The sequence below is a fragment of the Phaeodactylibacter xiamenensis genome, from assembly GCF_965229835.1.
GTDB lineage: Bacteria > Bacteroidota > Bacteroidia > Chitinophagales > Saprospiraceae > Phaeodactylibacter > Phaeodactylibacter xiamenensis.
Genome location: NZ_OZ245931.1, coordinates 6,601,668 through 6,625,331 on the forward strand (window position 1 = coordinate 6,601,668; position 23,664 = coordinate 6,625,331).

At 48.1% G+C, this 23,664-nt stretch carries 25 protein-coding genes; 7 read left to right on the forward strand and 18 right to left on the reverse strand.

The window, feature by feature from the left end; genetic code table 11:
• Positions 1-3: 3 nt before the first annotated feature.
• From ACO08I_RS25400 to ACO08I_RS25440, 9 genes are all read right to left on the reverse strand, one after another.
• Positions 4-1,821: a protein kinase domain-containing protein gene (locus tag ACO08I_RS25400; RefSeq protein WP_421947501.1), complete on the reverse strand. Its 1,818-nt coding sequence runs from the start codon at positions 1,819-1,821 to the stop codon at positions 4-6.
• Positions 1,818-3,134, reverse strand: a complete 1,317-nt coding sequence (locus ACO08I_RS25405; protein WP_421947502.1) for a PP2C family protein-serine/threonine phosphatase — start codon at positions 3,132-3,134, stop codon at positions 1,818-1,820. Before ACO08I_RS25405 ends, ACO08I_RS25400 begins: the two co-directional genes overlap by 4 nt.
• Positions 3,135-3,145: 11 nt before the next feature.
• On the reverse strand, positions 3,146-3,910 hold the full coding sequence (locus ACO08I_RS25410; RefSeq protein ID WP_421947503.1) for a MotA/TolQ/ExbB proton channel family protein: 765 nt from the start codon (positions 3,908-3,910) through the stop codon (positions 3,146-3,148).
• A 13-nt stretch (positions 3,911-3,923) separates the two neighbouring features.
• Positions 3,924-4,865 carry a coiled-coil domain-containing protein gene (locus ACO08I_RS25415; RefSeq protein ID WP_421947504.1) on the reverse strand — a complete coding sequence of 314 codons (942 nt, stop codon included), beginning with the start codon at positions 4,863-4,865 and terminating at the stop codon, positions 3,924-3,926.
• 36 nt (positions 4,866-4,901) lie between these two features.
• Positions 4,902-6,191 (reverse strand): protein kinase domain-containing protein, encoded by a 1,290-nt coding sequence (locus ACO08I_RS25420; protein ID WP_421947505.1) that lies wholly within the window; start codon positions 6,189-6,191, stop codon positions 4,902-4,904.
• Positions 6,188-6,955, reverse strand: a complete 768-nt coding sequence (locus ACO08I_RS25425; RefSeq protein ID WP_421947506.1) for an FHA domain-containing protein — start codon at positions 6,953-6,955, stop codon at positions 6,188-6,190. The genes ACO08I_RS25420 and ACO08I_RS25425 overlap by 4 nt, the downstream gene beginning before the upstream one ends.
• 17 nt (positions 6,956-6,972) lie before the next feature.
• Complete coding sequence (locus tag ACO08I_RS25430; RefSeq protein WP_421947507.1) at positions 6,973-7,992, reverse strand: outer membrane beta-barrel protein; 1,020 nt, start codon at positions 7,990-7,992, stop codon at positions 6,973-6,975.
• Positions 7,993-8,125: 133 nt separating this feature from the next.
• A complete protein-coding gene (locus ACO08I_RS25435) occupies positions 8,126-8,530 on the reverse strand; it encodes a DUF2846 domain-containing protein (protein WP_421947508.1) in 405 nt (134 codons plus the stop codon).
• Between the two features lie 54 nt (positions 8,531-8,584).
• On the reverse strand, positions 8,585-8,845 hold the full coding sequence (locus tag ACO08I_RS25440; protein WP_421947509.1) for a hypothetical protein: 261 nt from the start codon (positions 8,843-8,845) through the stop codon (positions 8,585-8,587).
• Between the two features lie 75 nt (positions 8,846-8,920).
• On the opposite strand from ACO08I_RS25440, the gene ACO08I_RS25445 reads away from it, so the two are divergent.
• Positions 8,921-10,369, forward strand: a complete 1,449-nt coding sequence (locus ACO08I_RS25445) for a hypothetical protein (protein ID WP_421947510.1) — start codon at positions 8,921-8,923, stop codon at positions 10,367-10,369.
• Here ACO08I_RS25445 and ACO08I_RS25450 read toward each other — a convergent pair whose 3' ends face one another.
• Positions 10,370-10,522 carry a hypothetical protein gene (locus ACO08I_RS25450; protein ID WP_282783901.1) on the reverse strand — a complete coding sequence of 51 codons (153 nt, stop codon included), beginning with the start codon at positions 10,520-10,522 and terminating at the stop codon, positions 10,370-10,372.
• 405 nt (positions 10,523-10,927) lie between these two features.
• Here ACO08I_RS25450 and ACO08I_RS25455 point away from each other — a divergent pair, with 405 nt between their 5' ends.
• Positions 10,928-11,941 (forward strand): threonine aldolase family protein, encoded by a 1,014-nt coding sequence (locus ACO08I_RS25455; protein WP_282783903.1) that lies wholly within the window; start codon positions 10,928-10,930, stop codon positions 11,939-11,941.
• Between the two features lie 60 nt (positions 11,942-12,001).
• Here the strand turns inward: ACO08I_RS25455 and ACO08I_RS25460 are convergent, their stop codons facing one another.
• The gene (locus ACO08I_RS25460; RefSeq protein WP_044223011.1) at positions 12,002-12,592 is read right to left on the reverse strand and encodes a bifunctional nuclease family protein; all 591 of its coding nucleotides are present in this window, start codon (positions 12,590-12,592) and stop codon (positions 12,002-12,004) included.
• A gap of 139 nt (positions 12,593-12,731) precedes the next feature.
• A complete protein-coding gene (mazG, locus tag ACO08I_RS25465; RefSeq protein ID WP_421947511.1) occupies positions 12,732-13,490 on the reverse strand; it encodes a nucleoside triphosphate pyrophosphohydrolase in 759 nt (252 codons plus the stop codon).
• 106 nt (positions 13,491-13,596) lie between these two features.
• Between mazG and ACO08I_RS25470 the strand changes: the two genes are divergently transcribed.
• Positions 13,597-13,821 (forward strand): hypothetical protein, encoded by a 225-nt coding sequence (locus ACO08I_RS25470; protein WP_044223015.1) that lies wholly within the window; start codon positions 13,597-13,599, stop codon positions 13,819-13,821.
• An 18-nt stretch (positions 13,822-13,839) separates the two neighbouring features.
• Here the strand turns inward: ACO08I_RS25470 and ACO08I_RS25475 are convergent, their stop codons facing one another.
• From ACO08I_RS25475 to ACO08I_RS25500, 6 genes are all read right to left on the reverse strand, one after another.
• Positions 13,840-14,499, reverse strand: a complete 660-nt coding sequence (locus ACO08I_RS25475) for a CDP-alcohol phosphatidyltransferase family protein (protein WP_282783909.1) — start codon at positions 14,497-14,499, stop codon at positions 13,840-13,842.
• Positions 14,489-15,379, reverse strand: coding sequence for a class I SAM-dependent methyltransferase (locus ACO08I_RS25480; RefSeq protein WP_421947512.1), 891 nt, complete (start codon positions 15,377-15,379; stop codon positions 14,489-14,491). Before ACO08I_RS25480 ends, ACO08I_RS25475 begins: the two co-directional genes overlap by 11 nt.
• A 53-nt stretch (positions 15,380-15,432) precedes the next feature.
• The gene (locus ACO08I_RS25485) at positions 15,433-15,792 is read right to left on the reverse strand and encodes a CoA-binding protein (RefSeq protein ID WP_044223020.1); all 360 of its coding nucleotides are present in this window, start codon (positions 15,790-15,792) and stop codon (positions 15,433-15,435) included.
• 171 nt (positions 15,793-15,963) lie between these two features.
• Entirely contained in the window at positions 15,964-16,788 is an 825-nt protein-coding gene (locus ACO08I_RS25490) for an Rpn family recombination-promoting nuclease/putative transposase (protein ID WP_421947513.1), read from the reverse strand.
• A 98-nt stretch (positions 16,789-16,886) separates the two neighbouring features.
• Positions 16,887-18,221: a pyruvate dehydrogenase complex dihydrolipoamide acetyltransferase gene (locus tag ACO08I_RS25495; RefSeq protein ID WP_282783916.1), complete on the reverse strand. Its 1,335-nt coding sequence runs from the start codon at positions 18,219-18,221 to the stop codon at positions 16,887-16,889.
• 103 nt (positions 18,222-18,324) lie between these two features.
• Entirely contained in the window at positions 18,325-19,005 is a 681-nt protein-coding gene (locus ACO08I_RS25500) for a DsbA family protein (protein WP_421947514.1), read from the reverse strand.
• A gap of 93 nt (positions 19,006-19,098) precedes the next feature.
• On the opposite strand from ACO08I_RS25500, the gene recR reads away from it, so the two are divergent.
• Genes recR through ACO08I_RS25520 form a run of 4 tightly spaced genes read left to right on the forward strand, consistent with a single transcriptional unit; the run spans position 19,099 to position 23,614 of the window.
• Complete coding sequence (recR, locus tag ACO08I_RS25505; RefSeq protein ID WP_421947515.1) at positions 19,099-19,704, forward strand: recombination mediator RecR; 606 nt, start codon at positions 19,099-19,101, stop codon at positions 19,702-19,704.
• Positions 19,705-19,710: 6 nt separating this feature from the next.
• Positions 19,711-21,006: an AAA family ATPase gene (locus tag ACO08I_RS25510; protein WP_282783922.1), complete on the forward strand. Its 1,296-nt coding sequence runs from the start codon at positions 19,711-19,713 to the stop codon at positions 21,004-21,006.
• Positions 21,003-21,647 carry a hypothetical protein gene (locus ACO08I_RS25515; RefSeq protein WP_282783923.1) on the forward strand — a complete coding sequence of 215 codons (645 nt, stop codon included), beginning with the start codon at positions 21,003-21,005 and terminating at the stop codon, positions 21,645-21,647. The genes ACO08I_RS25510 and ACO08I_RS25515 overlap by 4 nt, the downstream gene beginning before the upstream one ends.
• Positions 21,644-23,614: a glycosyltransferase family 2 protein gene (locus ACO08I_RS25520; protein ID WP_282783925.1), complete on the forward strand. Its 1,971-nt coding sequence runs from the start codon at positions 21,644-21,646 to the stop codon at positions 23,612-23,614. Before ACO08I_RS25515 ends, ACO08I_RS25520 begins: the two co-directional genes overlap by 4 nt.
• Positions 23,615-23,664: the final 50 nt, after the last annotated feature.

The window sequence follows — 23,664 nt, forward strand, 5'->3', positions numbered from 1 at the left end:
TTTTTAGTATTCAACGAGGTCATAAATATATTTTTCCAAGGCTGGGGATTTGGAGGGTTGAATGGTTATGTCAAAACGCTCTCCATCAAGAATGAATATATCTTTTTCGCCTCCACGCCCTTTCTTGTTGATTTCAATACGATCAATGGCAATGGGTTGTCCGTTTATAGTAATTGATGCCAGTTCAATTTGAATTTGAGCAGGAGCCAGAAATTTTCCACTTGATGCACGTGTGATTACGCCTTTAACATGGCTTCCAGAAGGGATTACGATTATGTTTCCGGCTGTGACCTGGTTTTTTAGAGTAAATTGAATTGGACTGCGAACAAATTCTTCACCGTTTAGGGTATTAATACCTGATCTGGCCACAACCGTTAGCATTATTTGAGTATTGAGGAATTGATCAGCAGCAGCTCTTGACAGCTTGATTTTTGCAGGCGTGGCAGGTTGCTTAGCAGGGGTAGGGGAAGCGGAAGATGCATGTGGAGCGATAATTGGATCCGGTTTTGGTGGTACTTTACTTGTATCCTTTTGATCAGGAGCAGGAAGCGGCTTTTTTTGTTCTGGATCTTGAGTTTTCGTCTTTACTTTTGGTGTATTTGCATTTCCCGAATTGCTAGCAGTGGAGTTGGTTTGATAAGTACCCGTAGCATCTAGGTCTTCTTCATAATTATCCCAATAGGCATCGTCTTCCTCAAACAGGAAAGTATCTTCCGGAACATCATAGATAAGAACAGAACTGTCAGGTGATTGGCTGCTTATCTGTTCTGTGGAATCATTTAGGTGAGCTATTGATGTTTCAGGGCTCGGCTTGCCACCTCCGGCAATTGCCCAAACAGCGAGTATTACCAATAAAGTGGCGATAGAGATAAGCACATAGACCCCATATTGATCAAGAAAGGTTTGCTCTGTAGATGACAAAACGGCTCCAGCACGTGGAGTCTTAGATGCTGCCTGGGGTGAGATCGCTTGATCGAGCGTTTCCAGAATTGCTTTTGCGCTCGGCCTTTTCCAGGTCTCCAGCTCCAGGCAACTCAAAATCAGTTGCTTTTGATGTGGCAATAGAAAGTCAGGCAAAGGCAGAACCAAGTCCGAAACAGCAGTAGTTCCATCGCTCATACCGATCAATTGAGCCAATCCCCCTTCACCATGAAAGGGTAGCTGCCCACTGCACGTCTGAAAGAGCAAGGTTCCTAAAGCCCATATATCAGTAGGGTTTGAAGCAGGTTTTTGCGTCCGGTCTTTGTAGTTAAATAGTTCAGGAGCCCTGTATGCTAAAGCTGTTATTCCGGATTTGACGACTTCCGCTTCTCTTTGTGCGGTGTTGACTGTTTGGGTTAATTTTTGCTGAAATCGCTGACTGATACCAAAATCGGTGAGCAGAAAGTGGCCTTCCTCATCAATCAAGATGTTGTCAGGCTTAATATCGTTATGTGAAATAGAGTTCGTCCGGGTATGAATATAGTTTAAGGCACTAGCTATTTCCCTGAACAATTGTAGCACTTGTTCAGGAGAGAGCGTTCCGGTTTTATCAGCCAGGGTGCCCTGGCTGCAATAGGGCATTACGAGGAAAGGGGCACCCTTGTATACATCGAAGTAGGTCGGTCGGAGTATATTGGGGTGGTTTAGATTGTGCGCTTTTTGGTATTCTTGCCGGCACAGTTCCACGCCTTCTTCATCCTGTTTAATGAAGATTTTGATGGCGGCGATAGCCCTTGCTTTTTCATCGTTTACTTTCCACACCTCAGAAAATCCACCTCTTCCAAGCAAGCGCTCAAGGCGGAAGCGTTCATAAAATAATTGGCCCTGGCTCCAGCTCATTGGTTGTGTTTTTGACGATAAATAATACTTTCTTTCAGTTCCGGATGGCTAGCCTTGAAGGCCTCTGCTTCCTTATGGTCCTTAAATTTTAAAATGATCACCTCGAAAAGGTCACCCGTAGGATTTACTTCAATTTGATAGGATTGATACAAATCCTGAAGATGTATACTGTAATCCAATGCATTTTGCTTTTCTGCAAAAACATTCACCCGTATGACATAGAAATCTTCGGAATGCCATGTTGGGGAGGAAGGGGCAGGAAAAGTATCCGGCCTGGTATCAGAGTGGGATGGAGAGGTTTGGTCAGGAGAAGATAGCACATTTGCTGCTTCGGGGTCTTCGGTAGGTTTTTTAATGGAAGAGTCAGTTTTAAAAATCAAGACAGCTGAGAAAAGGACGATCAGGCAAAAAGCGGCTAGGGAGATTTTCAGCGCTGTAGTGGAGGTGCCTGGTTGGGGAGTAACCATTTTGGGCTGCTTTTGAGCCTGCACTTTAGCCAGCGATGGCAATGATTGCTCTAATGGTTCCAGGGCAGCAACAATAACGGAAACATTATCATGCCCTCCGGCAATCAAAGCGGCTTTTACCAAATTATGGGCACTCTGTTGAGGTTCGTTGCTCAGTGTAAGTATTTCTTCAATTTCACTATCACTTATCATCCCGTTCAACCCATCAGAACAAAGTAAAAGAATATCCTCTTCATGGACCTTAATCTGAATCACATCGGGTGACAGCGCCCGATGACTACCTAAACTCTGCAAAATGACATTGCGCTGTGGGTGAAAGGCAGCCTGTGCTTTCGAAAGAGCTCCTTTGTCAATCAGGTCTTGTACCAGAGAGTGGTCTTTGGTTAATTGTCGTAGTGGTTCTCCATTCCTTTTGAGGTAGCCTCGGCTATCTCCGACCCAACCTGCCGTAGCAAAACCCTGATGTAGGGCCACTGCAACGATAGTCGTTCCCATTCCCGCTTCACCAGGGGAGCTGCCTCCACGGGACAAGATTTCCTGATGAGCTTGCTCAATGGCATTAGTAAGTAAGTCAGGAAGATTTTGAGGATGGCATGCAGCTGGTTCAAGCTTGGAGAAAAAAGACTGAAGGCTTGAAATTGCAATCGCAGAAGCCACCTCTCCGGCATTCATTCCACCCATTCCATCAGCAATGGCCAGCAAAACCAGCTTTTCGTCGGAATCGTAGTATTTCCGGGTATCGTATTCCCATACGCTATTTAGTGCATCAGGGGCGATAAGCATGTCATCTTCCTGATGTTCCCGTACTTTTCCTACGTCGATTTTGCTGCCAATTCTAGTTTTCATGTGAGAAAGGGTTATACGGGCTCGCGGTGATAAATGCGGTTGACAAGATTCTCCATGACGTAGTCTTCAATGTTTGCGTGTAGCTTTTCCACGCGCTCCTGAAGGAGATGATAGAAAAACATAAGGACTATGCTAAGAATCAGGGCAACAAGTGTGGTGTCAAATGCAACATTGAGCAGTGACGTCACTGCTTTTATACCATCTTGTGTCGTTACTTGGTTGGCAGCACCCAGTGAACTGGCTATACCTATTACAGTGCCTATAAAGCCAATGGAGGGTATAGCCCAGGCCACATAGCGAATCAGCGCCTGTTCGCTATCGCTATTTCTGCTCAACAGGTTGGTATGCGCGCTCACCACATCCAGTGTTTCGGCTACAGACTTATTTGCCCGGAATTGAGTGCAGGCACGTTTGATGGTTTCCACTAGTAAATAGGGGGTGCCCCGGCCAAGTTCAACCATCTTTAATTTGATTTGAGCAACATCCTCTGCAGACAATACGTATTGCTCCTGTTCTGGCAATAACCCTAATGAAAAGGCATGTTCTTCAAGGTTAGCTTGTCGGTTCATCCGCAAAATTTCCAAAATCCCGTACAAGAAGAGAAAATAGGTCAGGATTTGAATAAAGCCACTGGGTAGATTGGCTCCCATAAGTTCTAGGAGTCGGTAAGCGCCGGATTCTTCAGATACAGCACTTCCTATCCCGTAAATAATCAACCCAAAGACAATAGCTACCACAAGGCTGATCAGCAAATTGATAAGTTTTCCGCTTTTCATGTTATATTTATATTTATTGAATGATAGGCTCCTTCACAGGGTCCCAGGTAATTTTGTTGTCTTGAATGGTCAGGTAGCCCAGTAGGGCATCTCCGGTTGCTTTGCGATGGTAGGGCGGAGGGGTGCTTTGAACCTTGATGTCGCCAAAACGGATCATTTGTGGCACTCCTTCTTTAGGATTGGCAGCGATAAAGCCTTGGATTATCGTTTCTCCCCCGCTTCTGGGCTTGTCCAGCTGCGCATAGATTTCGTATTCTCCCTGAGTAAGTTCTTGATCCTGAACAATCGCTTCATAAGGTGTTTTTTTGAACTTAAACCTTGCCCATTTCCCGAAAGGAGTTACCCGGCGCTTACTTTGGTAAAAGCACCAGAAGTTGCTGTCTTTGGGCTTCATGTACAGGTGGACCCAATGATCTTTGGATTCCCATTCAATCATTACGGTCAAAGGTGGGTTGAAGCCCATCTGAAAGTCTCCAATGCCGGGGGTGGTATCGATGGGTTCACTGTAGTCTTCTTCCTCTTTATCTGGCTGATTTTCAGCAAGAGGAGCTTTCTCAGGAACTTCCTTTTCTTCGCTTTTGGGTTGTCGTTTTTGAAGGTCGCTGACTTTTTTACGCAACGCTTCGTTTTGATTCTCCAATTTGGAAAGTTGTTGTTCTAATTGTTTTTTTTCCTGAATTTTCTGGCTCAGCTGCCCTTGAAGTTCATTTACATCTTTTCGGAGATTGCCGATTGTCATTTGCAGCCGCTGGGTCTGTTCGATAATGGCCGTATAATCAGAATCTGGGACAGAAGACTTCACCATGATCAGCAGACTGTCCAGGCTTTTGATTTCAAACTCTGCCGCAGCAAGGGCTTCCAGTTCTTCCATTTGTTCGATATCGACTTTAGGGATGATAATGAACAGCATGACTACCGCTCCAAGTGCTCCCGCTAAAAGGTCGATAAAAGACATGTTAAACACATTTAAATCTCTTCGCTTCATCTTTTGCTATTGCTTGACTGGTGAATAAATGGCCTCGAGGGTCGTCTGCCCTAAGCTGATAATATCGCCGGTTTGAAGTCGTTTACCTGTTTTTCCTACTTTGACCCCATTGAGGAAAGTTCCGTTTTTGGATAGCCGCCACTTTGCAGTGCTCGCATCCCACTGCCCATCCCGTATAAACCATTGTTTTTGCTCATGATGATATTCAAGGGTAGCATGCCGCCTTGAAATGGTTTGGGTCAGTGTTTCCTTGATCGAAAGGTCATTCACCACATCGCTTTCAGCCCTGCCTAGCCGGTGAATGCGGGACCGCTGATTGGGCGGCAAGGGGTAGCACCTTCTGAATTCTTCTCCGTTTCGGACAATTAGTGCATTGGGGTAGTCTTTTTTAGGTGCACTTTTAGGCAATTGGCCAAGAAAAGCAAGCATCTCGTCCGTGTGCTGAAACCGCTGCCTGGCATCAGGTTGCAAAGCTCTGGTGATCAGGCTTACCCATTGACTGGGGAGATCAGGGCAATAGGTGCTTAGGTCACTCATGTCTCCTTTTGCCGCTCGCGCGCGATAGGCAGCGATATCTTCCGTCGTGTTCCAGCTGCCAAATGGGTAGCTGCCACCGGAGAATAACTCAAAACAGATAACGCCATAGTTGAAGATGTCGATGGTAGGCAACAAAGTCTGGGAGCGGTGCCTGGGTGATGCCTGCTCAGGTGCCATATAGGCATAACTTCCAAAAATTTGCTCAGGCCGTTGTGTTTCACTATTGACTACCGTAAGCTGAATATTGAGGTGCCCGGCAATGCCAAAGTCGGTAAGCTTAGCCTTGCCTGCATCATCAAAAAGTACATTTTCCGGTTTTAAGTCGCGGTGTATTTTTCCAAAGTGGTGAAGTGTATTCAACCCCTTCAGTATATCTAATGCCACCGTTTCCGCTCTTAGGAAGGGCATTTTTTTCAGGATGAGTTGCCGAAGATCACCTTTCGGGCAGTACTCCATCGTAAAAAAAGGCGTGCCCTCCCATTCACCCATCTCCAGGGTCTGCACCAGGTTTAGGGAACTGATTTGGCCAGTATGGTATTCCAGCTCAAACCGTTTGGCCAGGCTTTCTTCAGCGTGTGGCGGGACAGCCCAGCTTTTGAGTAGTTTGAGGGCTACTTCCTGTTGCGGGGCTTCTTGCTTTCTGGCCAGATAGACGACACCAAAAGTTCCTTCGCCCAGCATACGCTCCAGGTAGAAGTCCTTTACATAAGTGCCCGGCTTAGGCGCTCGTTGATCTGAGGGCAATTGGCCACGGGTCATTTCGTATCCGGTTTAAATTCGAAAACCCGATTGCCCATGAGGATTTTATCTCCCGGATTCAGGGGGACTCCACTATGTGGTACAAGCAGAAAGGTAGTGTGCTGTGCACTACGGTCCATAAGCCACCATTGCCCCTCTCTTAATTCAATTATTGCCTGCACCTGACTGGTAATGGTTTGATTGCCCTCCTCCAGCACTTCCCGGTTGAGGGTCACCCTATGGGCTTTAAATACTTTCGGTTTTAGAGGGGATTCCTGATTGGAGGTTACAGGCTGCAGGCAAAACCCCGGAGATGGTTGCTGTTGCCAGGGGTTTACGGTTTTATTATCTGGCATATCTTGATGGCGTGGATTCGGTGAAAATGGCAGGGTATTGCTACCAGCCATATCCTGCGCAATTTCGCTGCCGCAGGCCACGCAAAGTTTAGCCTGTGTAATATTAGGGTAGGCACAATTGGGGCAGGTAAGGGTGTGGTTGGAATGAGCAGCTGCCTGTTCTTTTTCGCTCGTACGTGACGGGGCAGCTCCAGAGTGCAACGAGGGTTTGCCAAGTATAGAACCTTGGAGTGGGGCGTTGCATTGCTTGCACCGTAGCGCATTGCTGTCGTTACCAGTCCCACAATTCCCACAGGTGTTCTTAGCCATGCCAGGCTCGTAATCTTCATGATTAGAATCTGCCATCATCGACCCCTGTAATGGAGCATTGCACTGTGTACACCTCAGCTGTCCGGCACCATTATCAGCGCCGCAGTTGTTACATTTCATAACCAGGGGATTAAGTTTTAGAAACCTCCTCCCAGAGGGAAGGCATAGCTGACGGAAAGCTGGAGGTTGTTGGTGCGGGTGTCGAAGGCTTCGTAGTCCAGTCGCCTTTGATTGAGACCTCTGTATTGAAAAACCTGATAAGATTCATTCCAAAAGTTACTTGCACCACGGATATATCTCAAGCCTAGGTAGGCTCTTCCCAAACCTGTCTCAATATATATACCGGCACCTAAAGCAATTCCCAGATTGATCGTGCCAAATGGACTTGAAACATTATTTTGGAAAAGTAATTCTCCATCAAAGTCTCCGCTGGTTAGTGTAAAGCCATTCTGCAGGAGCCACTCTGCATCATTATTAGAAATAAAATCTCTATTACTGTGATCCTCAATCCAGCGCTCATAGTTTCGGGTGACTTCCGGGCGTTGGTCAACTATGTTGGACAACCAATCGTCATCGGTTTCACTTCCCTGGCTATTAGTTATTATGCCGTCAAGTTCACCATTTAATCCTACGGATATTACAGGACCTGCTTCAATAAAATATCCAAACGAACTGCCGATGAATTCGTATTTCAGGAGCAAGGGAATGTCTAAACTGTTGATTTTATAGGATTGATCCCAGTATAGTTCATAGGAGTTTGATTCTATAACATCAAAGCCAAGAGGACCATCGTATTGGGACCCTACTGCAGCTACAGGAAGAGTGCCTATAATATCTCCATTATCATCGTATACAGGTAAATTACTAAGGAATCCCAAGAAGAAGTTATACACCCTGGGGTTTTCCAAATAGTAAGTGGATTGGGAATATAGAACTTCAGTCTGCACTGACAGTCCGGAAAATAGTGGGATATCGGCAGTAATGCCAGCGATGAACCCATGCCTTATTTTGATGGAGTAAAAGTCGGCGATATCATCTCCTCTCAATGAAAAACGATTCAAGCTTCCCCCAATCTTTGGTCCAATATAAATTTGAGCCTCAGCGAGCGTAAGGCTAAATAGAACGAAGCAGGCAGTCGTAAAAATTAATTTTCGCATGGCGGTTTAGTTTGTGAGTTTACAGAATTTATCGTTAAGGTTAGAAGCACCCACAAGGCAAGTGTAAAGGTCGGTGACAGAACATACGGGCACAAAGCCAACTTTCGCGATTGATAAGGCTGGAAATAGAAGGTTAGCGGCATTTGGTATCTTCCTTTAGCTTTCTCAGTACAGGACGTGCAGAGCTTTCAGTAATCTCCTGACAGTAAAGGTTGTTGATGATCGCCCGAACTTCGAGCACCATTTGCACGAAGACCGGTTGACCAGGCTCTACGGTAACGGTAATGGGCTCTGCTTTTTCTTTGGCATTTTTACCACTAAACTGCACGGTAATGGTATGCTCGCCAGCAGGCACTTCATGTACAGAGAAATTTTTGTTATTCAGCCGGCAAACAAGTTCGCCATCTATAAAGGCATTAAACGCGGATACCGTACCTGAAATACCAGTTTTCCTCATGAAGTAGATCGTCCCGGTTTCCTGAGCATGGAGGGTGGAGCAAAAACATATTGTAAGGAAAATGTAAGTTAGTTTTTTCATCTCAAGAGTTTTAAAAGAGCTTGACTTTCAGTGAATTAGAAAGCCAGGCTCGGTTTATGCAAAAATCATTGGCAATTTACTCCCAGAGGAAAGCTCAGCCAAAGACATTTTTTCTTGTTTATAAGGATTGAAATAAGCTGTAATAGAGTAGTATAAAGGTGTGTGCATAACAAATTGCACTTTTTGAATAGCTTGCCAGCATTTGCCGTTTGCCTCTCCTGGATAAGCTGGAGCAGAGCGGGAAGCTCTACCCCAGCAGCCATAGGGCTTAAATGCAGAGGGTTGCCTTTGTGTTTTGTGCAATTTGTTATACACACTATAAAGGTTGGAATAGCCTGTATCTCGAGAATTTCCCTATCTTCATCATATCCAAAGCTACTGCCCACAACAATGCACTCCACAAAGCTTGCCCGCACAATAGGGGCCTTCGCAACTGATGAACTGAAGGCTGTCCGAAAGGCAATCCTTCAAAAAGCAAGACACCGGGATTCACCTGTGGTAAAGCTTTGGGATGCGCTTGTGCCTCACCACCCTGAATTTGATGATGAGCAACTGGACCTGAAGTACTTGTTCCGAAAGGCCTACAGGGGAGAAGAGTACGAGCCGCAAAAGCTCCGTAACCTGATGACCACCTTGCAGCAGTATATCGAACAGTACCTGATTGATGCAGAGCTACAGGCACAACCGCAGGCCCAACAATTCCTGCTTGTACAGGCCCTGCATAGAAGAAGGCGTACGGGGGCGTTTGAAAGAGCCCTGAATGACGGGCTGAAAAAACTGGAGAGTGCTCCGGATGGGCTGTTGAAACTGCAGGCGCGCCTGGCTTTATTGCACGAACGGTATTTTTTTGATAACATCCAAAAGAACGAACAGCGAACGGAGGACTTACATCAGTTAGCCCAGGCTTTAAATGAAATGCTCGCCCACCAATTGCTGATTTACGGTATTGACCGTTCCGTAAGAAGGATGACACTACCCGATGACACTACCTTTCTTGGACTGAAAGAGGCCCTTTCCTTTGCATCTTCTGATGAGGCGCCTGAACTCCTGACGTTTTTTCAGCAACTATGGAGGCTATATACCGGGGGCGTCAATGATGCACTTTTTCTGAAATTGAAGACTACTTTTTTTATCGGTTATGGTTCATGGGGAGAATTTGAGGTCAGCCTGGCCCTTAAAACTCTCATCAGTTACCTGGCACCTCTGGTTGCGGGTAATAAGGAACCCTATATCTCTCAGCTTTTTGAGCTTTTCCAGTTTGGCTATGCTCAAGAGCTTATCGTTGTAGATAATCAGTTGACAGCAACCCGCTTTTTGAATTCGGTGGTCACCGGGCTGATGGTTCGAAAATTTGACTGGGTAGAGCAGTTTATTGATTCGCATGCTGTTTATCTGCTCAAGGATAAAGCAGAAACTTTGACTTTAGCCCAGGTCTATCTGCTATACTATAAAGGATGGCACACCAATGCGCCAGATTTATTTGATAAGGCTTTAGAAATTATGAGGAGCACTCCCCACGATGGGTGGTTTTTCAAGCTTCGGCTCAGGATGCTCGAAGTACGGATATTTTGCGATACGTATGGCGCCCGGGGGCACTCTGTTTCTTTTGTTTTGGATAGGATTTCCAGCTTCAGGAGGTTTATTGACCGCTCGGGCAATGGCGAAACTGCTGTGGGGCAACGCTATAAAAAATGTCTGGGGTATTGTCGGCAGGTCATCAAAATGAAATCGCTGCCATATGTGGACCCGCTTAGGAAAAAGGGCTTAACAGATGAGATAATGGCAGAGCAGCACTTGATGCTGAAAGACTGGCTGCTCTACCATTTAGACAAGCTGTGATTAGCCATCAATAATATCTTCATTACCGATCAGGCCATCGTCCTCCGGCGGCGGTGGCGGGGTATTTTCACCACCCTTCACTTTTTTACAGGCTTTTTTAGTAAGCATGGCAGAGCCAGGCAGCAAGGCTGCCAATTCAGCAATCGTTTTCATGGCACTAAAGATTTTCGTGTTAGAAAATGGCGGTATGCCTGCTTTGGGCAGGGCAATACCGTTCAGTGCCTGCGTGCCGCTCGCGATCAGCCTGGCAGGTGAAAAAGCTTATTCAGAAATATCCACTGAGTTGTTACACTTGCTTAGTGGCGGATCGTCTTAGAATGTCCCAAGAGAATCCGGCTTTTTTTAATTTTTGCTATACTCGGAACGGAGAGGTTTGGGCGTAAGGCACAAACCCGCCGCACGAGTATGCCGGTACGCACAGGTATGCCGACACGAAGTCATAGTTGGTCCCAAACTACTTCGTCGTCGGTATAATTCGGTGCTGAAGTGTTTTGCAGATTTGTTGTGTTTTTGGCAAGTGAACTCCCTCAAAAAATCCCTAAATTCCCCGCAAAAAAGATGATCAATCTAATCAGTGATACAGTCACCAAGCCTACCCCCGGGATGCTGGAAGCCATGATGCAGGCAGAAGTGGGTGACGATGTTTTTGGGGAGGACCCTACCGTGAATGCGCTGGAAGAAAAAGTGGCACAGATGTTTGGCAAGGAAGCCGCCTTGTACTGCCCTTCCGGGACGATGACCAATCAGATTGCCATCAAGGTACATACCCAACCACTGGATGAGGTGATCTGTGACGAGTACTCCCACATCTATCAATACGAGACTGCGGGTTACGCCTATAATTCCGGCGTAGGCATCAACCTGATCAAAGGGACGAATGGGAAAATTACAGCCGAACAGGTAGCCGCTGCCATTAAGCCCCGGTATGACTGGCTGCCCATCAGCCGCTTAGTCGTCCTGGAGAATACCTGTAATAAAGGAGGGGGCAGTTACTACACGCTGGAAGAAATCCGGCCGATCCAGGAACTGTGCCGGGAAAAAGGCCTGGCTTTACACCTGGATGGCGCAAGGTTATTCAATGCCTTGGTGGAAACAGGGGAAAGCACTCAGGAGGTAGGCGCGCATTTCGACAGTGTTTCCCTGTGCTTGTCCAAGGGGCTCGGTGCACCTGTGGGGTCGGTGCTCATCGGCCGAAAAGATTTCATACAACAGGCCCGGCGCTTGCGCAAGGTAATGGGCGGCGGCATGCGGCAGGCCGGCTATTTAGCGGCAGCTTGCATATATGCGCTGGACCATCAGGTGGAACGGCTGCGGGATGACAATGAAAGGGCCCGTCGGATAGGGGAGGTGCTGCAGGGGCTGAATTACGTGGAGAGCGTTCGGCCTGTACAGTCCAATATTCTGATTTTTGACCTGGTGGAAGGCTTGACTGCTGACAAGTTTTTGGAGGAGTTGAAGGCCAGGGGGATCAATGCCTCAGCATTCGGGCCACAGACCGTACGGTTTGTGACGCATCTGGACTTTACAGAACAAATGATGGATCAGGTACTGGCAGTTCTGAAACAAATATAAAAAGTAAACGGATGGATGCAAGCGGCACCAGTAGAGTTAGGAGACGTCTCTTGGGCCCGGTTAGGACTCCTGCTGGCGCCGGTCAATCTCATCCCGTATTTCCGCAGCACGCTCATAGTTTTCTTCGCTGAGGACTTCATCCAGCATTTTCCGGAGATCGTCGACAGAGTAGGAAGAGAGGCTGGCTTTTTTCTCTGTGACCTCGGCTTCTGCAGGCTCGCCCATGTCTTCGTCGCCCTCATCTTCCAGGACTACACCGGCGGCATCAAGGATGAACTCATAAGTGTAAATCGGGCAATCGAAGCGCACAGCCATAGCCAAGGCATCGGAAGTGCGGGAGTCGACTTCGATGATTTCACCGTCTTTGATGCAAATCAGGCGGGCGTAGAAAATCCCGTCCAGAAGGTTGTTGATGACCACTTCTTTGAGCTCGATATTGAAAGTCTCCAGCGTGTTTTTGAAAAGGTCGTGGGTCAGAGGCCGGTTAGGAGTCATACGCTCCATCGCCACGGCAATGGCCTGAGCCTCAAAGCTGCCGATAACAATGGGCAGGCGGCGTGAGCCTCCCTGTTCACCAAGGACCACCGCATAATTGTGGGATTGGGTTACGCTGTGAGATAAAGCAACGATATCGAGTTCTATCTTTCTCATCTGGATTGCGTCATGACGTTTAAGGACCTAATACCTTCAGAACAATTCCTGCAAAAGGTAGTTTAGGCAACTCTAAGATACATTTTGCGAGGCGCAAAGGTAATAAAATTGGCAGGCTTTCCCGGAAAAATGGTGAATTCTATCGACGTTTAGCTTCATTCCAAAGCGCATCCATCTCTTCGAGGCTCATTTCTGTCAGTGCCCGGTCTGCATGTGCCTCTATGTATTCGAAGCGCTGCTTGAATTTCTGGTTGACGCGCTCCAGGGCGGTCTCGGGGTCTATACCTTCAAACCGGGCGTAGTTGATCAGAGAAAACAACACATCGCCAAACTCTTCTTCTTTCTTCTCCTGTGACAGCCCCTGCTCGCTTGCTTCTCTGAATTCTTCCATTTCTTCCACTACTTTATCCCAGACCTGCGCCTTGTTTTCCCATTCAAAGCCCACTTGTTTGGTCTTCTCCTGCATGCGGTAGGCTTTGACCATAGCAGGCAGGGAACGGGGCACACCAGCCAGGACAGACTTTTTGCCTTCCTGCAGCTTGAGTTGCTCCCAGTTTTTCTTGACGGTCTCTTCGTCATCGGCCAGCACGTCTCCGTAAATATGAGGGTGGCGCTTGATGAGCTTTTCGCAAACGGCATTTAGGGCATCGGCGATGTCGAAAGCTCCTTGCTCATCAGCTATTTTAGCATAAAATACCATATGCAGGAGCAAATCGCCAATTTCTTCCTTGATTTCCGGAAGGTCTTCATTCAGGATGGCATCCGCCAGCTCGTAGGTTTCCTCAATTGTTAAATTGCGCAGGCTCTGAAAGGTCTGCTTGCGGTCCCAGGGGCACTGTTCCCGCAGCTCGTCCATTATATTCAGCAATCGGGCAAAAGCATCGAGTTTATGTTGCATGGTGTGGTTTTTTTGTAATTTTGCACCCGCAAAGGTAGGGCTTCCTGCGGAGTTATGAACTGTGCCGGCCCACTACTTGTTTAGCACCAAAAGAAGGATTACAACTATGGAGTATTTATATGTCCTCGGAATTATTTTTGTGGTATTTGGTATCAGCTTCGCACTGATCAACGTGCGGCAGATTGTCACAGGCAATGAATTCCGCGGAACCTGCGCAACCAACAATCCTATGCTGAAGAGCGAAGTGGGAGAGTGTACCGTTTGTGGTAAAAAGCCTGATGAAGAATGTAAAATGCCGGAACCTGGCAAAGGTGGACTGAACGCTGCCTAGCAATGGCTTTTCCCGGGGTCAGGCCTGGCGCTTGCCCCACATGGAATACCCAAAAGAATAAGTGACCAGCAGGCTGCCAGCTATTAGTGCTGGAACCGATAGCCATTCCGGGGCTACAAACGGTCCCATCAGCACACTGATAAAGGTCGCGCCAATCCACCGGGCATTTGGATTATCAGCCTCTTTATGATTTTCCCACCCCAGCAGGTAAAGCAACCACACATAACCATAGCGCATACCGCCCACCAGGAGTATCCACCCGCCAACGATATCTTCCTGATAGTGAATCCCTGCCAGTAAAGCACTCATCAGGGCGTCCGTTTCCACGTCCAGTAAACCACCAACAGCCGTAGATTGCTGATAACGGCGCGCCAGGTACCCGTCAATGCCATCTGATATAATTACGGTCAGGAAAAGGAGGAAAACGATATAGTCTGACCATTGGGAGTAGCTATAAGCTGCGTATAAAAGGAGCGCCCACCGCGCAAGGGTAACCCAATTGGCATACCCTCCTATGGGGCGCAACTGACGTAGTGTAGGGGCGTGAGCAGCCAAGAGCCAGACAAAAGTGATCAGGGACACCCCTAACATGGGCCACCAAAGCCCTGCCTGCCCCAATGCAGTCAGGGCAGTCAGCATGAGGGCTGCGTGTAGCCGTACCCAGGTTTTATCCTTCATAAACCGGAGCGGTGAAAAAGTCAGAATGCGTTACCGACAACCGAAGCTGTTGCGCCTGAAGCTGTACTTTTTTGCGTTGCAGCCATTCATTCAGCCCTTTGCCGGAATGGCCCATACTGGTCATTTCCAGAAGGCTTTTCTCTAAAAACTGTAGCATGTGGCCATGCATAAAGGTATCTGCCGGTTCGATTTGCCACCGGCTTGGTGCACGTAGTGTCAGGCCGGTCGGAAGCTGGGCATACCCATTTTCTAAAAAGTCACTGCACCTGGGGCCGAGCGCTTTGCCGAAGTCTTGTTCCCGTTGCATATGTGCCTCGTAAAGCTCAATCCAACGTTTATCTTCCGCATCACCGGGGAGGTATGCCATGCTTTCGTAATTCAGGGTAGTCAGTAAAGCCAGCCGGTTTTGATGGAAGGTCTGTATCAAATCACTCAGCATTTGTTCACTAAGCAAGTCAAATACTGCTGAGGCCGTAATCAGGTGATACCGGTCCGGTTGCAATAGTTGAGATAATTCCAGGAAAGAGCCCTGTAGGAGCTGCACTTGAATGTGCTGATCATTACGCCGAAAGTCCAGGCTTTGCCCATCTTCCCGGACTGTATAGCCTTTGGCGGCAGCCCATATTTTGAGGCGTTCGCGCGCTCGTTGCAGCAGGTTCGGGTTGAGTTCAACAAGGGCCCACTGCTGCGACTGCGGGAACTTTTCCGAAAGGTAAATAAAGTTAGCGCCTGTACCGGCACCGATGTCAATGATGGAAACCATGGGGTGTTGAGCGAAGTACTGCAGGCAGGCAGCTTCCACTTTAGGATTGCGGGCGGCGACATCAAACCGGTAACGCTCTTCAAGCCAGTCCGTTGCAAATTGAGTATCTGTTGGCAAAATCTTTTATTTGCCTAACTGTTGAGAGGGGAGAGGTGTTCAGCAAAACACAGTTAATAATTTCCTACGGAGAGCATCACGAGCGTACAGCCAACTTCCACATCCACCCCTTTGTCTTTCGCCAATTGGATGAGATCCAGGTTCTCCGTGCCAGGATTGAAAATCAACCGCTTGGGGTTGAGGCTGAAGATGTAATCGTAGTACTGTGCCTGCCGCGGAGGGCTCAGGTAAAGCGTGATGGTATGTACATCCTCCACATCCGGAGTGCCTTTGATGATTTCGATGCCATCAATCTCACCATCTTTTACACCAATAGGCACTGCCTCGTGTCCTTTGGAAGTCAGCTGCTGAACGGCTGCATAGGAATAACGTATTGGTTTGGGAGAAGCGCCAAGGACCACAGTTTTTTTCATCACTTATGAGATTCGTTTGCATAAAAACACCTGGAGTAAGATAGAGTTTTTTACAGTATTCCACCATCTTTGAATATCTTACGTACAAACAGATCAGCATGACTAAATGACATCCGAAAACTTTATCCCGGGGAGCCAACAATACGGTGATTACGCTATCCCCAACCGCTGTTACAACCTCTCGATAAGTTCCTGGCTTAGCCCTGTCAGCTCAGCGATTGTGGGCGTATCAAAGCCTTTAGCTTTCATGCTGCGGGCAATGGAAAGGGCTTTCTTTTCTTCTCCCTCCGAATAGGCATCTTCAATCAAGGTACGCTCGCTGCTGATGCTGTCCCAGTACTGGTCATAAGTTGCCAGTTCTTCCCTGGTGAATGCACTTTCCTGCAAGTACTCCATAGCCTCCCGTACTTCCGGGATTTCCAGGAGGTCAGCGGGGAGTTGCTCCGTGCCATCTTCTATTTCGGTAAGGTACCGGAGCCAAAGGATCTGGAGTTTCTTTTCCGTGAGGTTTTGTGCCTTGAACTTAGGCAATTCCACAAAGACAAACTGTAGCCCGTCAATGCGTTTTTCCGGATATTCGGTATGGACAATAGCGTAGTGATGGTAATACTGGCCGGTATTGGGCTCAAAGTCTTCATTGACCAGGCTGAGTGCGTAGACTGGCTTCAGCCCTTTGTACTCATGCCCCCGGTCTAACTGTTTCACGTAAGCTTTAGAGGCATTGAAGAGGATTCTGTTTTTGAAGCTGTCTGTCCAAAGCATCTGCATTTCCACAATGAACTGCCGCCCCCGGTTGTCGGTGCAGCGGACATCCACAATAGAGTTTTTGAGTAGAGGGATATTAGGCACGAGCTCAGCCGGGATGTATTCGATATGCTCAATCTGTTGCCCCTCCGCCAATGGCAGCAATGCATTAAGAAAGCTGCGCAGCAGGTGCGGGTGCTCTCCAAAGACCTTTTTAAAGGTCAGGTCATTCTTTGGGTCCAGATACCTCATACTCAAAAATACAAAAAAAAGGGAGGTTGGGTTCCAAAATAAAAAAGGGCCCGGCTTTCGCCAGAACCCTTATGTATTCATTTATAGCTGGTTGGTTTTTACACCAAAATCCGGATAGGATCTTCCAGAATATCCTTGACGGTGTTGAGGAAAGCAGCGCCAGTCGCTCCGTCCACTACGCGGTGGTCGCAGGACAGCGTTACTTTCATCATGTTGCCCACAGCCAGTTCTCCGTCCTTCACAATGGGCTTCTGAATGATGCCGCCAACTGCAAGGATACAGCTGTCTGGTGGGTTGATGATGGCCGTGAATTCTTCAATGCCGAACATGCCCAGATTAGAGATGGTAAAGGTATTGCCTTGCATCTCTTCAGTAGACAGTTTACGGTTTTTAGCTTTGCCGGCAAGGGTCTTGACTTCGGTATTGATTTGCGACAGTGATTTCATGTCTGCAAAGCGGATAACCGGAACAAGCAGCCCTTCATCTACAGCTACAGCTACTCCGATATTTACGTCTTTATTCTTGCGGATTTTATCGCCCAGCCAGGAAGAGTTGATCGCAGGATGCTGACGCAGTGCTACAGCACAAGCCTTCAGCACCAGGTCATTAAAGGAAATCTTAGTCGGTGCCACTTCATTAAGGCGTTTGCGCACCTTTATGGCATTATCCATATTGATTTCCACGGTCAGGTAGAAATGCGGAGCAGAGAATTTACTTTCACCAAGGCGGCGCGCAATGGTCTTACGCATTTGGCTGATGGGCTGATCTTCGTAGTTGTCACCGCTGGCAGAAATAGAAAACTCAGGAACTTTAGCTGCCGGAGCTTCCTGCTGTGGGGCAGGCTGTGCTGCGGGAGCCTCGGGGGCTGACGGTGCAGGTTGTGGGGCAGGAGCAGACTGTTGTTGCTCGATTGCCTCCTCAATATCTTTTTTGACAATACGGCCGCCATCTCCGGAGCCATTCACCTGAGCGAGGTCGATGTTTGCTTCCTTAGCCATACTGCGGGCAAGAGGAGAAGCCTTAATGCGTTTATCGCTATCTGATCCGCTGTTATCTGAAGATGCAGACGCTGCGGGGCTGCCGGAAGTCTCTTCTTCCTTTGGTGCCGTAGCTTCTTCGTCCCCGGAATCGTCGCTACTGTCATCAGCGCCACCGTTGTCTGAAGAGGCGCCTTCGATAGCAGCTTTCCAGTCTTCGCCTTCTTCTCCGATCACGGCAATGACGTCGTTGATGGGTACAGGGCCCTCTTTTACAGCGATGTGGAGGAGTACCCCATCAAAGTAGCTGTCGAGTTCCATGGTCGCTTTATCGGTTTCCACTTCCGCCAGCGTTTCGCCAGCTTCCACTTCTTCACCTTCTTCCTTGAGCCAGCTCACAATATTGCCCTCTTCCATTGTGTCGCTCATTCGGGGCATTCTGATGACTTCTGCCATACGATTGTGTATTTTGGTAGTTGATCTTTTGTTAATACCTGGTGTAATCTATACACTAAGTGCAAAGAAAATGATTATTGCTCAATAATTAAAACCCACCTGCTTAGTTAGGGTTCACGGAGGGTTGGTTCAATACTGTTTGGACAGCAGCCAGCATTTCGGGCAAAGGGCGGTAACCGGTAGCAATCAGGTGAAACTGATCGCCTGTTTTCATAAAGCAGGTTGGGAAACCCCGAACGCCAATTTTTGCGGTGATCTGAAATTCCTCTTCCGCTTTTTGCCGGTAAGCCAGGTCTTTCATCATTTTGGTGAATGAAGAACCGTCCATCCCGATTTGCTCCGCATAGGGTGCATAAGCTTTTGCCTCCGCCGGCGGTATCCCATCGAAGTAAACTGCTCGCTGCAAAAGGTGAGCAAATTCCACCTGCCTGTCAGGTGCCTGTTCCTTTGCGATTGCCATGGCTACAGCTGCCGGCACTGATGTAAAGACTGCTTTGCCTTCTGCGAGGGTGCCTTCCAAAAAGTCAGGGCCAAAGGTAATGCCAGTGCGCTCTTCTACTGTCCGGTAAGCCTCACTAATGTAACCAGCCACTTCTCCAATGCGCCCTACGCGGTCGCCGGTAACCATACCACCGGAGATGACCTCGAAATCCATTTCGGATTCAAACTGTTGGTACAACTGATGGATGACCGGGCTGAAGCCATAGCACCAGCCGCAGAGGGCATCGTAGAAGTAGAAAAAAGCAGGCTTATCCTGCCCGAATTCGTCAAATGACCGGGTCATGTTTACTAAGTTTGTTACTCAAGACAAGGTATGAAGGTGGGAATTGTTTGCCCGGCATCGCGTTTTCCCCCGGTAATTGCTAATTTTGAAACCATGAATTTTTCGTCCAAACATATCGAATCAGCGGTCAATGCCTTTGCTACCCTGCCTGGTATTGGCAAGAAGACGGCCCTGCGCCTTGTCCTCCACCTTACACAGCAGCCCGAGGAGGTTGCAGCGCAATTTGCAGAAGCGATCGTTAGTATGCGGAAGAATATCCGGCAGTGCGAGCGCTGCTACAACCTTTCTGATGACCGGCTCTGCAACATCTGCGCAGATAAACGCCGGGAAGAAGGCACTATCTGTGTGGTGGAAAGCATACGCGACGTGATGGCCATTGAGGATACCGGTCAGTACCGGGGGCTGTACCATGTTTTGGGCGGCGTCATTTCCCCAATTGAAGGGGTGGGCCCGGAGGACCTGACCATTGACCCGTTGCTGGAGCGTATTGAAAAAGATGAGGTAAAGGAGTTGATTATGGCCATCAGCCCCACCATTGAAGGCGATACGACTACCTTTTATATCTCCAAAAAGCTGGAAGGCAAGGAAGTACAGGTGAGCACCATTGCCCGGGGTGTTTCCTTCGGCGGCGAGCTGGAATATGCGGATGAACTGACCCTGGGGCGGTCGATTGTGGCGCGGCAGCCTTATCATAAATAGTAATTTATGCGTATTCAAAGACTTGAACTAAAAAACTACCGCGGGTTTTCGGATTTGTCGATTGATTTTCCCGAAAGCGGTGCTACTGTTTTTATTGGATGGAACGGGGCGGGTAAAACGAGTGTGTTGGAGGCGTTGAATAATTTGAATCGGTTGGTGTGTAACTATCAGTTTTCAGATACAGCCACACAAGGTCATGGTTTATCAAAGATGGATGTAAGTCTTGGAGCGACTGTTTGTCATGTTCAGATAGAAGTGTCGTTGGCTAGTGGAAAACCTGGGCAATTGAAGCTTAAATATGACATTTCATCGGGCAAAAGTCAAGGCAATATATCTTCAGAAATTGATAATTGGGGCGTGGAAGAGTCTGGAAAGGCTTACCTGATTAATGAGAAGTCAATTCCTGTTTTTGCTTTTTATACGGCGTTGAGGTCTCTGCGGTATGATAGTCCGTTGCCCGAAGAAGAACCAAAGCGATACCTAATCCCCCAACTGAAAGCCTACGAAGGTGCGTGGGGCGGCACATTACAGTTTGATCATTTTATAAAGTGGTTCGTAGAAGAAGAAAATAAGGAAAACCGGGAAAAAATCAGGTTGAAGGATTTTGACTATCGTAATCCTGGATTGGATGCTGTAAGAAGTGCCTGGGAAACCTTCTTCGCTGCACTTGGGGAGAGACAATATACAAACCTTAGGGTAGAAGAGCGTGAAATTAACCAATTTACCTCAGTGCCAAGTTCTCTGGTGATTACCAAAGACGGACAAGACCTCAACCTTTCACAACTCTCTGATGGAGAGCAATTGAGCCTGGGCATGGTAGCCGATGTCGCTCACCGTCTAGTTATTGCCAACCCTGGGCTTACTAAGCCATTGGAAGGAGAAGGTGTTGTTCTGATCGACGAGATAGAGCTTCACCTGCACCCTGCATGGCAGCGGAGGATGGTACCTGCTTTAGAGAAAACTTTCCCTGGCATACAATTTATTCTGACGACTCATTCGCCACAGGTCGTTAGTGAAATAGCCAGGAGTCAGGTGTTCCTATTGGAAAATTTCAAGGTCATCAAGGAGGTCCCTCATACGCTGGGGCGTGATTCCAATACCCTTCTTCAGGATGTCTTCAATGTACCGGAGCGTCCGGAAGCCGCAAAACTGGAGTTTGAAAAGCTATATCGTATACTGGACAACCCTCAGAAAAGAGAAGAGGCTAAGGGCCTGTTGCAGGAAATGAGTCAAAAATATGGAGCCGATGATCCGGAGATTCAAAGAGCAACGCTTCATTACGAATTCATGAACGAAGCATGAAGTACATCCTCAAAGCGGCGGGAAACGAACCTCAATCCTTAAAAGAGGTACGCTCCACCCCGGGCTCGACTTATGATGATTGCAATAAGGCAGATATCAGGCGTGCCCTTCTAAAGGAGCAGGGACATATTTGTGCCTATTGCATGAGCCGAATTAGTAACGATTTGGATATGGAAGGTCGTCCAAAAATGAATATTGAGCACTACGTTGCTCAAAGCGGGGAAGACGGAGAGAAGCTACGGTTAAATTATTTTAACATGCTCGGTGTTTGCAGAGGGGGAGAAGGAGGGCCTGCACATCTGATGCATTGTGATAAAAGCCGTAAAAATGCTATTCTGACCATTGATCCGAGGAAGCCGCAGTGTGAAGATATGGTGAAATTTACCGCTAACGGAACCGTCTTTTCAGAAGATGAACGAGTGGAAACAGATTTGAATCAGACATTGAGCTTGAATATAAGAAGCCTGAAGAGCGGAAGGGCTGCTGCAATACAAGCCGCAAAAAGTACACTTAAGAATTACTCAAAGGGAGCCATTCAGCAACAGCTAAAGAAATTGGAACAAACGGGCTCAGAAGGAAAATACGAAGTTTACTGTCAGGCTGCGATTTATATCCTCCGAAAGAAGCTACATCAGTTATGAAGCTCTCCGTCATCATCGTTAACTACAACGTCAAGTACTTCCTCGAGCAGGCCCTTCTCTCCGTTGGCCGGGCCTCACGCGGGCTGGAAGTGGAAACGTGGGTGGTCGACAACAACTCCGTGGACGACTCTGTGCGCATGGTGCAGGAGAAATTCCCTGAGGTGCACCTCATTCAAAACCAGGATAACCCGGGCTTCTCCATTGCCAACAATCAGGCCATTCGGCAAAGTAAAGGGGAATATGTACTGCTGCTTAACCCGGACACCGTAGTGGAAGAAGACACTTTCGAGAAGTGCATCAAGTTTATGGATGCCCACCCGGAGGCCGGAGGGCTGGGCGTCCGCATGATTGACGGCAGCGGTGCTTTTCTGCCGGAGTCAAAGCGGGGCTTCCCGTCTCCATGGGTGGCTTTTTGCAAGACGGTTGGGCTGTCCAGGCTTTTCCCCAAATCCCGCCTTTTCAATCGCTACCACCTGGGCTATCTGGATGAAATGGAGACAAATGAAGTGGAGGTCCTGGCTGGTGCATTCATGTTTATGCGGCGCTCCGTGCTGGATGAAGTGGGGCTGCTGGACGAGGCGTTTTTTATGTACGGCGAGGATATTGACTTGTCTTACCGCATCATTCAGGGAGGGTACAAGAATTATTACCTGCCCGAGACCTCGATTATTCATTACAAAGGCGAGAGCACCAAAAAGGGCAGCCTGAATTATGTCCGTGCCTTTTATAATGCCATGATCATTTTTGCCCGTAAACACTTCACAGGCAATAAGGCTGCGTTGTTTGTGCTGATGTTGCAGATCGCAATCTACCTGCGGGCCGGGCTGACAGTAGTGTCAAATTTCCTGAGCCGGGCTTACCTGCCACTACTTGACGGACTGGTGATTTACACCGGATTATTTTTTCTGAAAGATTTCTGGGGGGCATATCATTTTCAGGACCCGGATTACTACAGCTCTTCTATATTATATGTCAATTTCCCGCTTTATGTAGGTATCTGGCTGCTTTCCATCTTTTTCAACGGAGGGTACGATGAGCGCTACCGCCTCCGCCGGCTGGTCAGAGGCGTAATGTTGGGTACACTGGTGCTGCTTGCTGTTTACGGACTGCTGGAGCAAGAGTACCGTAACTCCCGGGCACTCCTGTTGCTGGGCGCACTTTGGGCGCTCACGGCTACCCTTGGTGTTCGTATGTTGATGCACTTTGCAGCTTTTCGTCACCTGAGGATTGGAGAAGAAGGGGAGATGCCTATTGTGATTGTAGGGACAATTGAGGAAAGCGAACGGGTACAGCAGTTACTGCATAAGGCGGAAGTCCACCGCCCGGTGGTGGGCACCGTAGCGCCTGCTGATGCGCCGCATGACCAAACCATCTACCTCAGCCGCCTTGAACAACTGGAGGAGGTGGTGCACATCTACAACATACGGGAAGTGATTTTCTGTTCCCGGGACGTGCCTACACAGGCGGTCATGCAGTGGATGTCCCGCCTGGGCCCCGCTGTCAATTATAAGATTGTGCCCCGGGAAAGTATGAGCATCATCGGCAGCAGCTCCAAAAATACTGCCGGCGAACTCTACACGATTGATATCCGCTATAATATTGTGCAGTCCATGAGCCAGCGCAATAAACGGCTTTTCGACATCAGCTTCGCGTTGTTCCTGCTGTTGACGCTTCCATTGCAAGCGATTCTTGTGCGCCGGCCCCTGGGCTTGTTGCGGAACAGCCTGTGGGTACTCATCGGACGGTACAGCTGGGTAGGCTATGCGGCTACGGATAAAGAAGATGTCAGTTTGCCTGCTATCCGGAAGGGCATCCTATCCCCACTCGACGGTTTGCGTATTCATGAGGTGGATCAGCCGACCCGGCAGCGGCTTAATTTTTTCTATGCTAAAGACTACAATACGGGTAAAGACACGGAGATATGCTGGAATGCATGGCGCAATTTAGGGCGCAGTACCGCGCCATGACCTTATTTTGTTCCGTAATTCACATATAAATATCTAGATGTTTTTGTATT

Coding starts and splice junctions, on each gene's coding strand:
- ACO08I_RS25420 (WP_421947505.1), bottom strand. CDS start 6,191: ATGACCCGTGGCCAATTGCCCTCAGATCAACGAGCGCCTAAGCCGGGC.
- ACO08I_RS25490 (WP_421947513.1), bottom strand. CDS start 16,788: ATGAGGTATCTGGACCCAAAGAATGACCTGACCTTTAAAAAGGTCTTT.
- recR (WP_421947515.1), top strand. CDS start 19,099: ATGAATTTTTCGTCCAAACATATCGAATCAGCGGTCAATGCCTTTGCT.
- ACO08I_RS25515 (WP_282783923.1), top strand. CDS start 21,003: ATGAAGTACATCCTCAAAGCGGCGGGAAACGAACCTCAATCCTTAAAA.
- ACO08I_RS25475 (WP_282783909.1), bottom strand. CDS start 14,499: ATGAAGGATAAAACCTGGGTACGGCTACACGCAGCCCTCATGCTGACT.
- ACO08I_RS25410 (WP_421947503.1), bottom strand. CDS start 3,910: ATGAAAAGCGGAAAACTTATCAATTTGCTGATCAGCCTTGTGGTAGCT.
- ACO08I_RS25455 (WP_282783903.1), top strand. CDS start 10,928: ATGATCAATCTAATCAGTGATACAGTCACCAAGCCTACCCCCGGGATG.
- ACO08I_RS25445 (WP_421947510.1), top strand. CDS start 8,921: ATGCACTCCACAAAGCTTGCCCGCACAATAGGGGCCTTCGCAACTGAT.
- ACO08I_RS25470 (WP_044223015.1), top strand. CDS start 13,597: ATGGAGTATTTATATGTCCTCGGAATTATTTTTGTGGTATTTGGTATC.
- ACO08I_RS25520 (WP_282783925.1), top strand. CDS start 21,644: ATGAAGCTCTCCGTCATCATCGTTAACTACAACGTCAAGTACTTCCTC.
- ACO08I_RS25485 (WP_044223020.1), bottom strand. CDS start 15,792: ATGAAAAAAACTGTGGTCCTTGGCGCTTCTCCCAAACCAATACGTTAT.
- ACO08I_RS25400 (WP_421947501.1), bottom strand. CDS start 1,821: ATGAGCTGGAGCCAGGGCCAATTATTTTATGAACGCTTCCGCCTTGAG.
- ACO08I_RS25425 (WP_421947506.1), bottom strand. CDS start 6,955: ATGAAATGTAACAACTGCGGCGCTGATAATGGTGCCGGACAGCTGAGG.
- ACO08I_RS25405 (WP_421947502.1), bottom strand. CDS start 3,134: ATGAAAACTAGAATTGGCAGCAAAATCGACGTAGGAAAAGTACGGGAA.
- ACO08I_RS25450 (WP_282783901.1), bottom strand. CDS start 10,522: ATGAAAACGATTGCTGAATTGGCAGCCTTGCTGCCTGGCTCTGCCATG.
- mazG (WP_421947511.1), bottom strand. CDS start 13,490: ATGCAACATAAACTCGATGCTTTTGCCCGATTGCTGAATATAATGGAC.
- ACO08I_RS25415 (WP_421947504.1), bottom strand. CDS start 4,865: ATGTCTTTTATCGACCTTTTAGCGGGAGCACTTGGAGCGGTAGTCATG.
- ACO08I_RS25435 (WP_421947508.1), bottom strand. CDS start 8,530: ATGAAAAAACTAACTTACATTTTCCTTACAATATGTTTTTGCTCCACC.
- ACO08I_RS25500 (WP_421947514.1), bottom strand. CDS start 19,005: ATGACCCGGTCATTTGACGAATTCGGGCAGGATAAGCCTGCTTTTTTC.
- ACO08I_RS25460 (WP_044223011.1), bottom strand. CDS start 12,592: ATGAGAAAGATAGAACTCGATATCGTTGCTTTATCTCACAGCGTAACC.
- ACO08I_RS25495 (WP_282783916.1), bottom strand. CDS start 18,221: ATGGCAGAAGTCATCAGAATGCCCCGAATGAGCGACACAATGGAAGAG.
- ACO08I_RS25510 (WP_282783922.1), top strand. CDS start 19,711: ATGCGTATTCAAAGACTTGAACTAAAAAACTACCGCGGGTTTTCGGAT.
- ACO08I_RS25430 (WP_421947507.1), bottom strand. CDS start 7,992: ATGCGAAAATTAATTTTTACGACTGCCTGCTTCGTTCTATTTAGCCTT.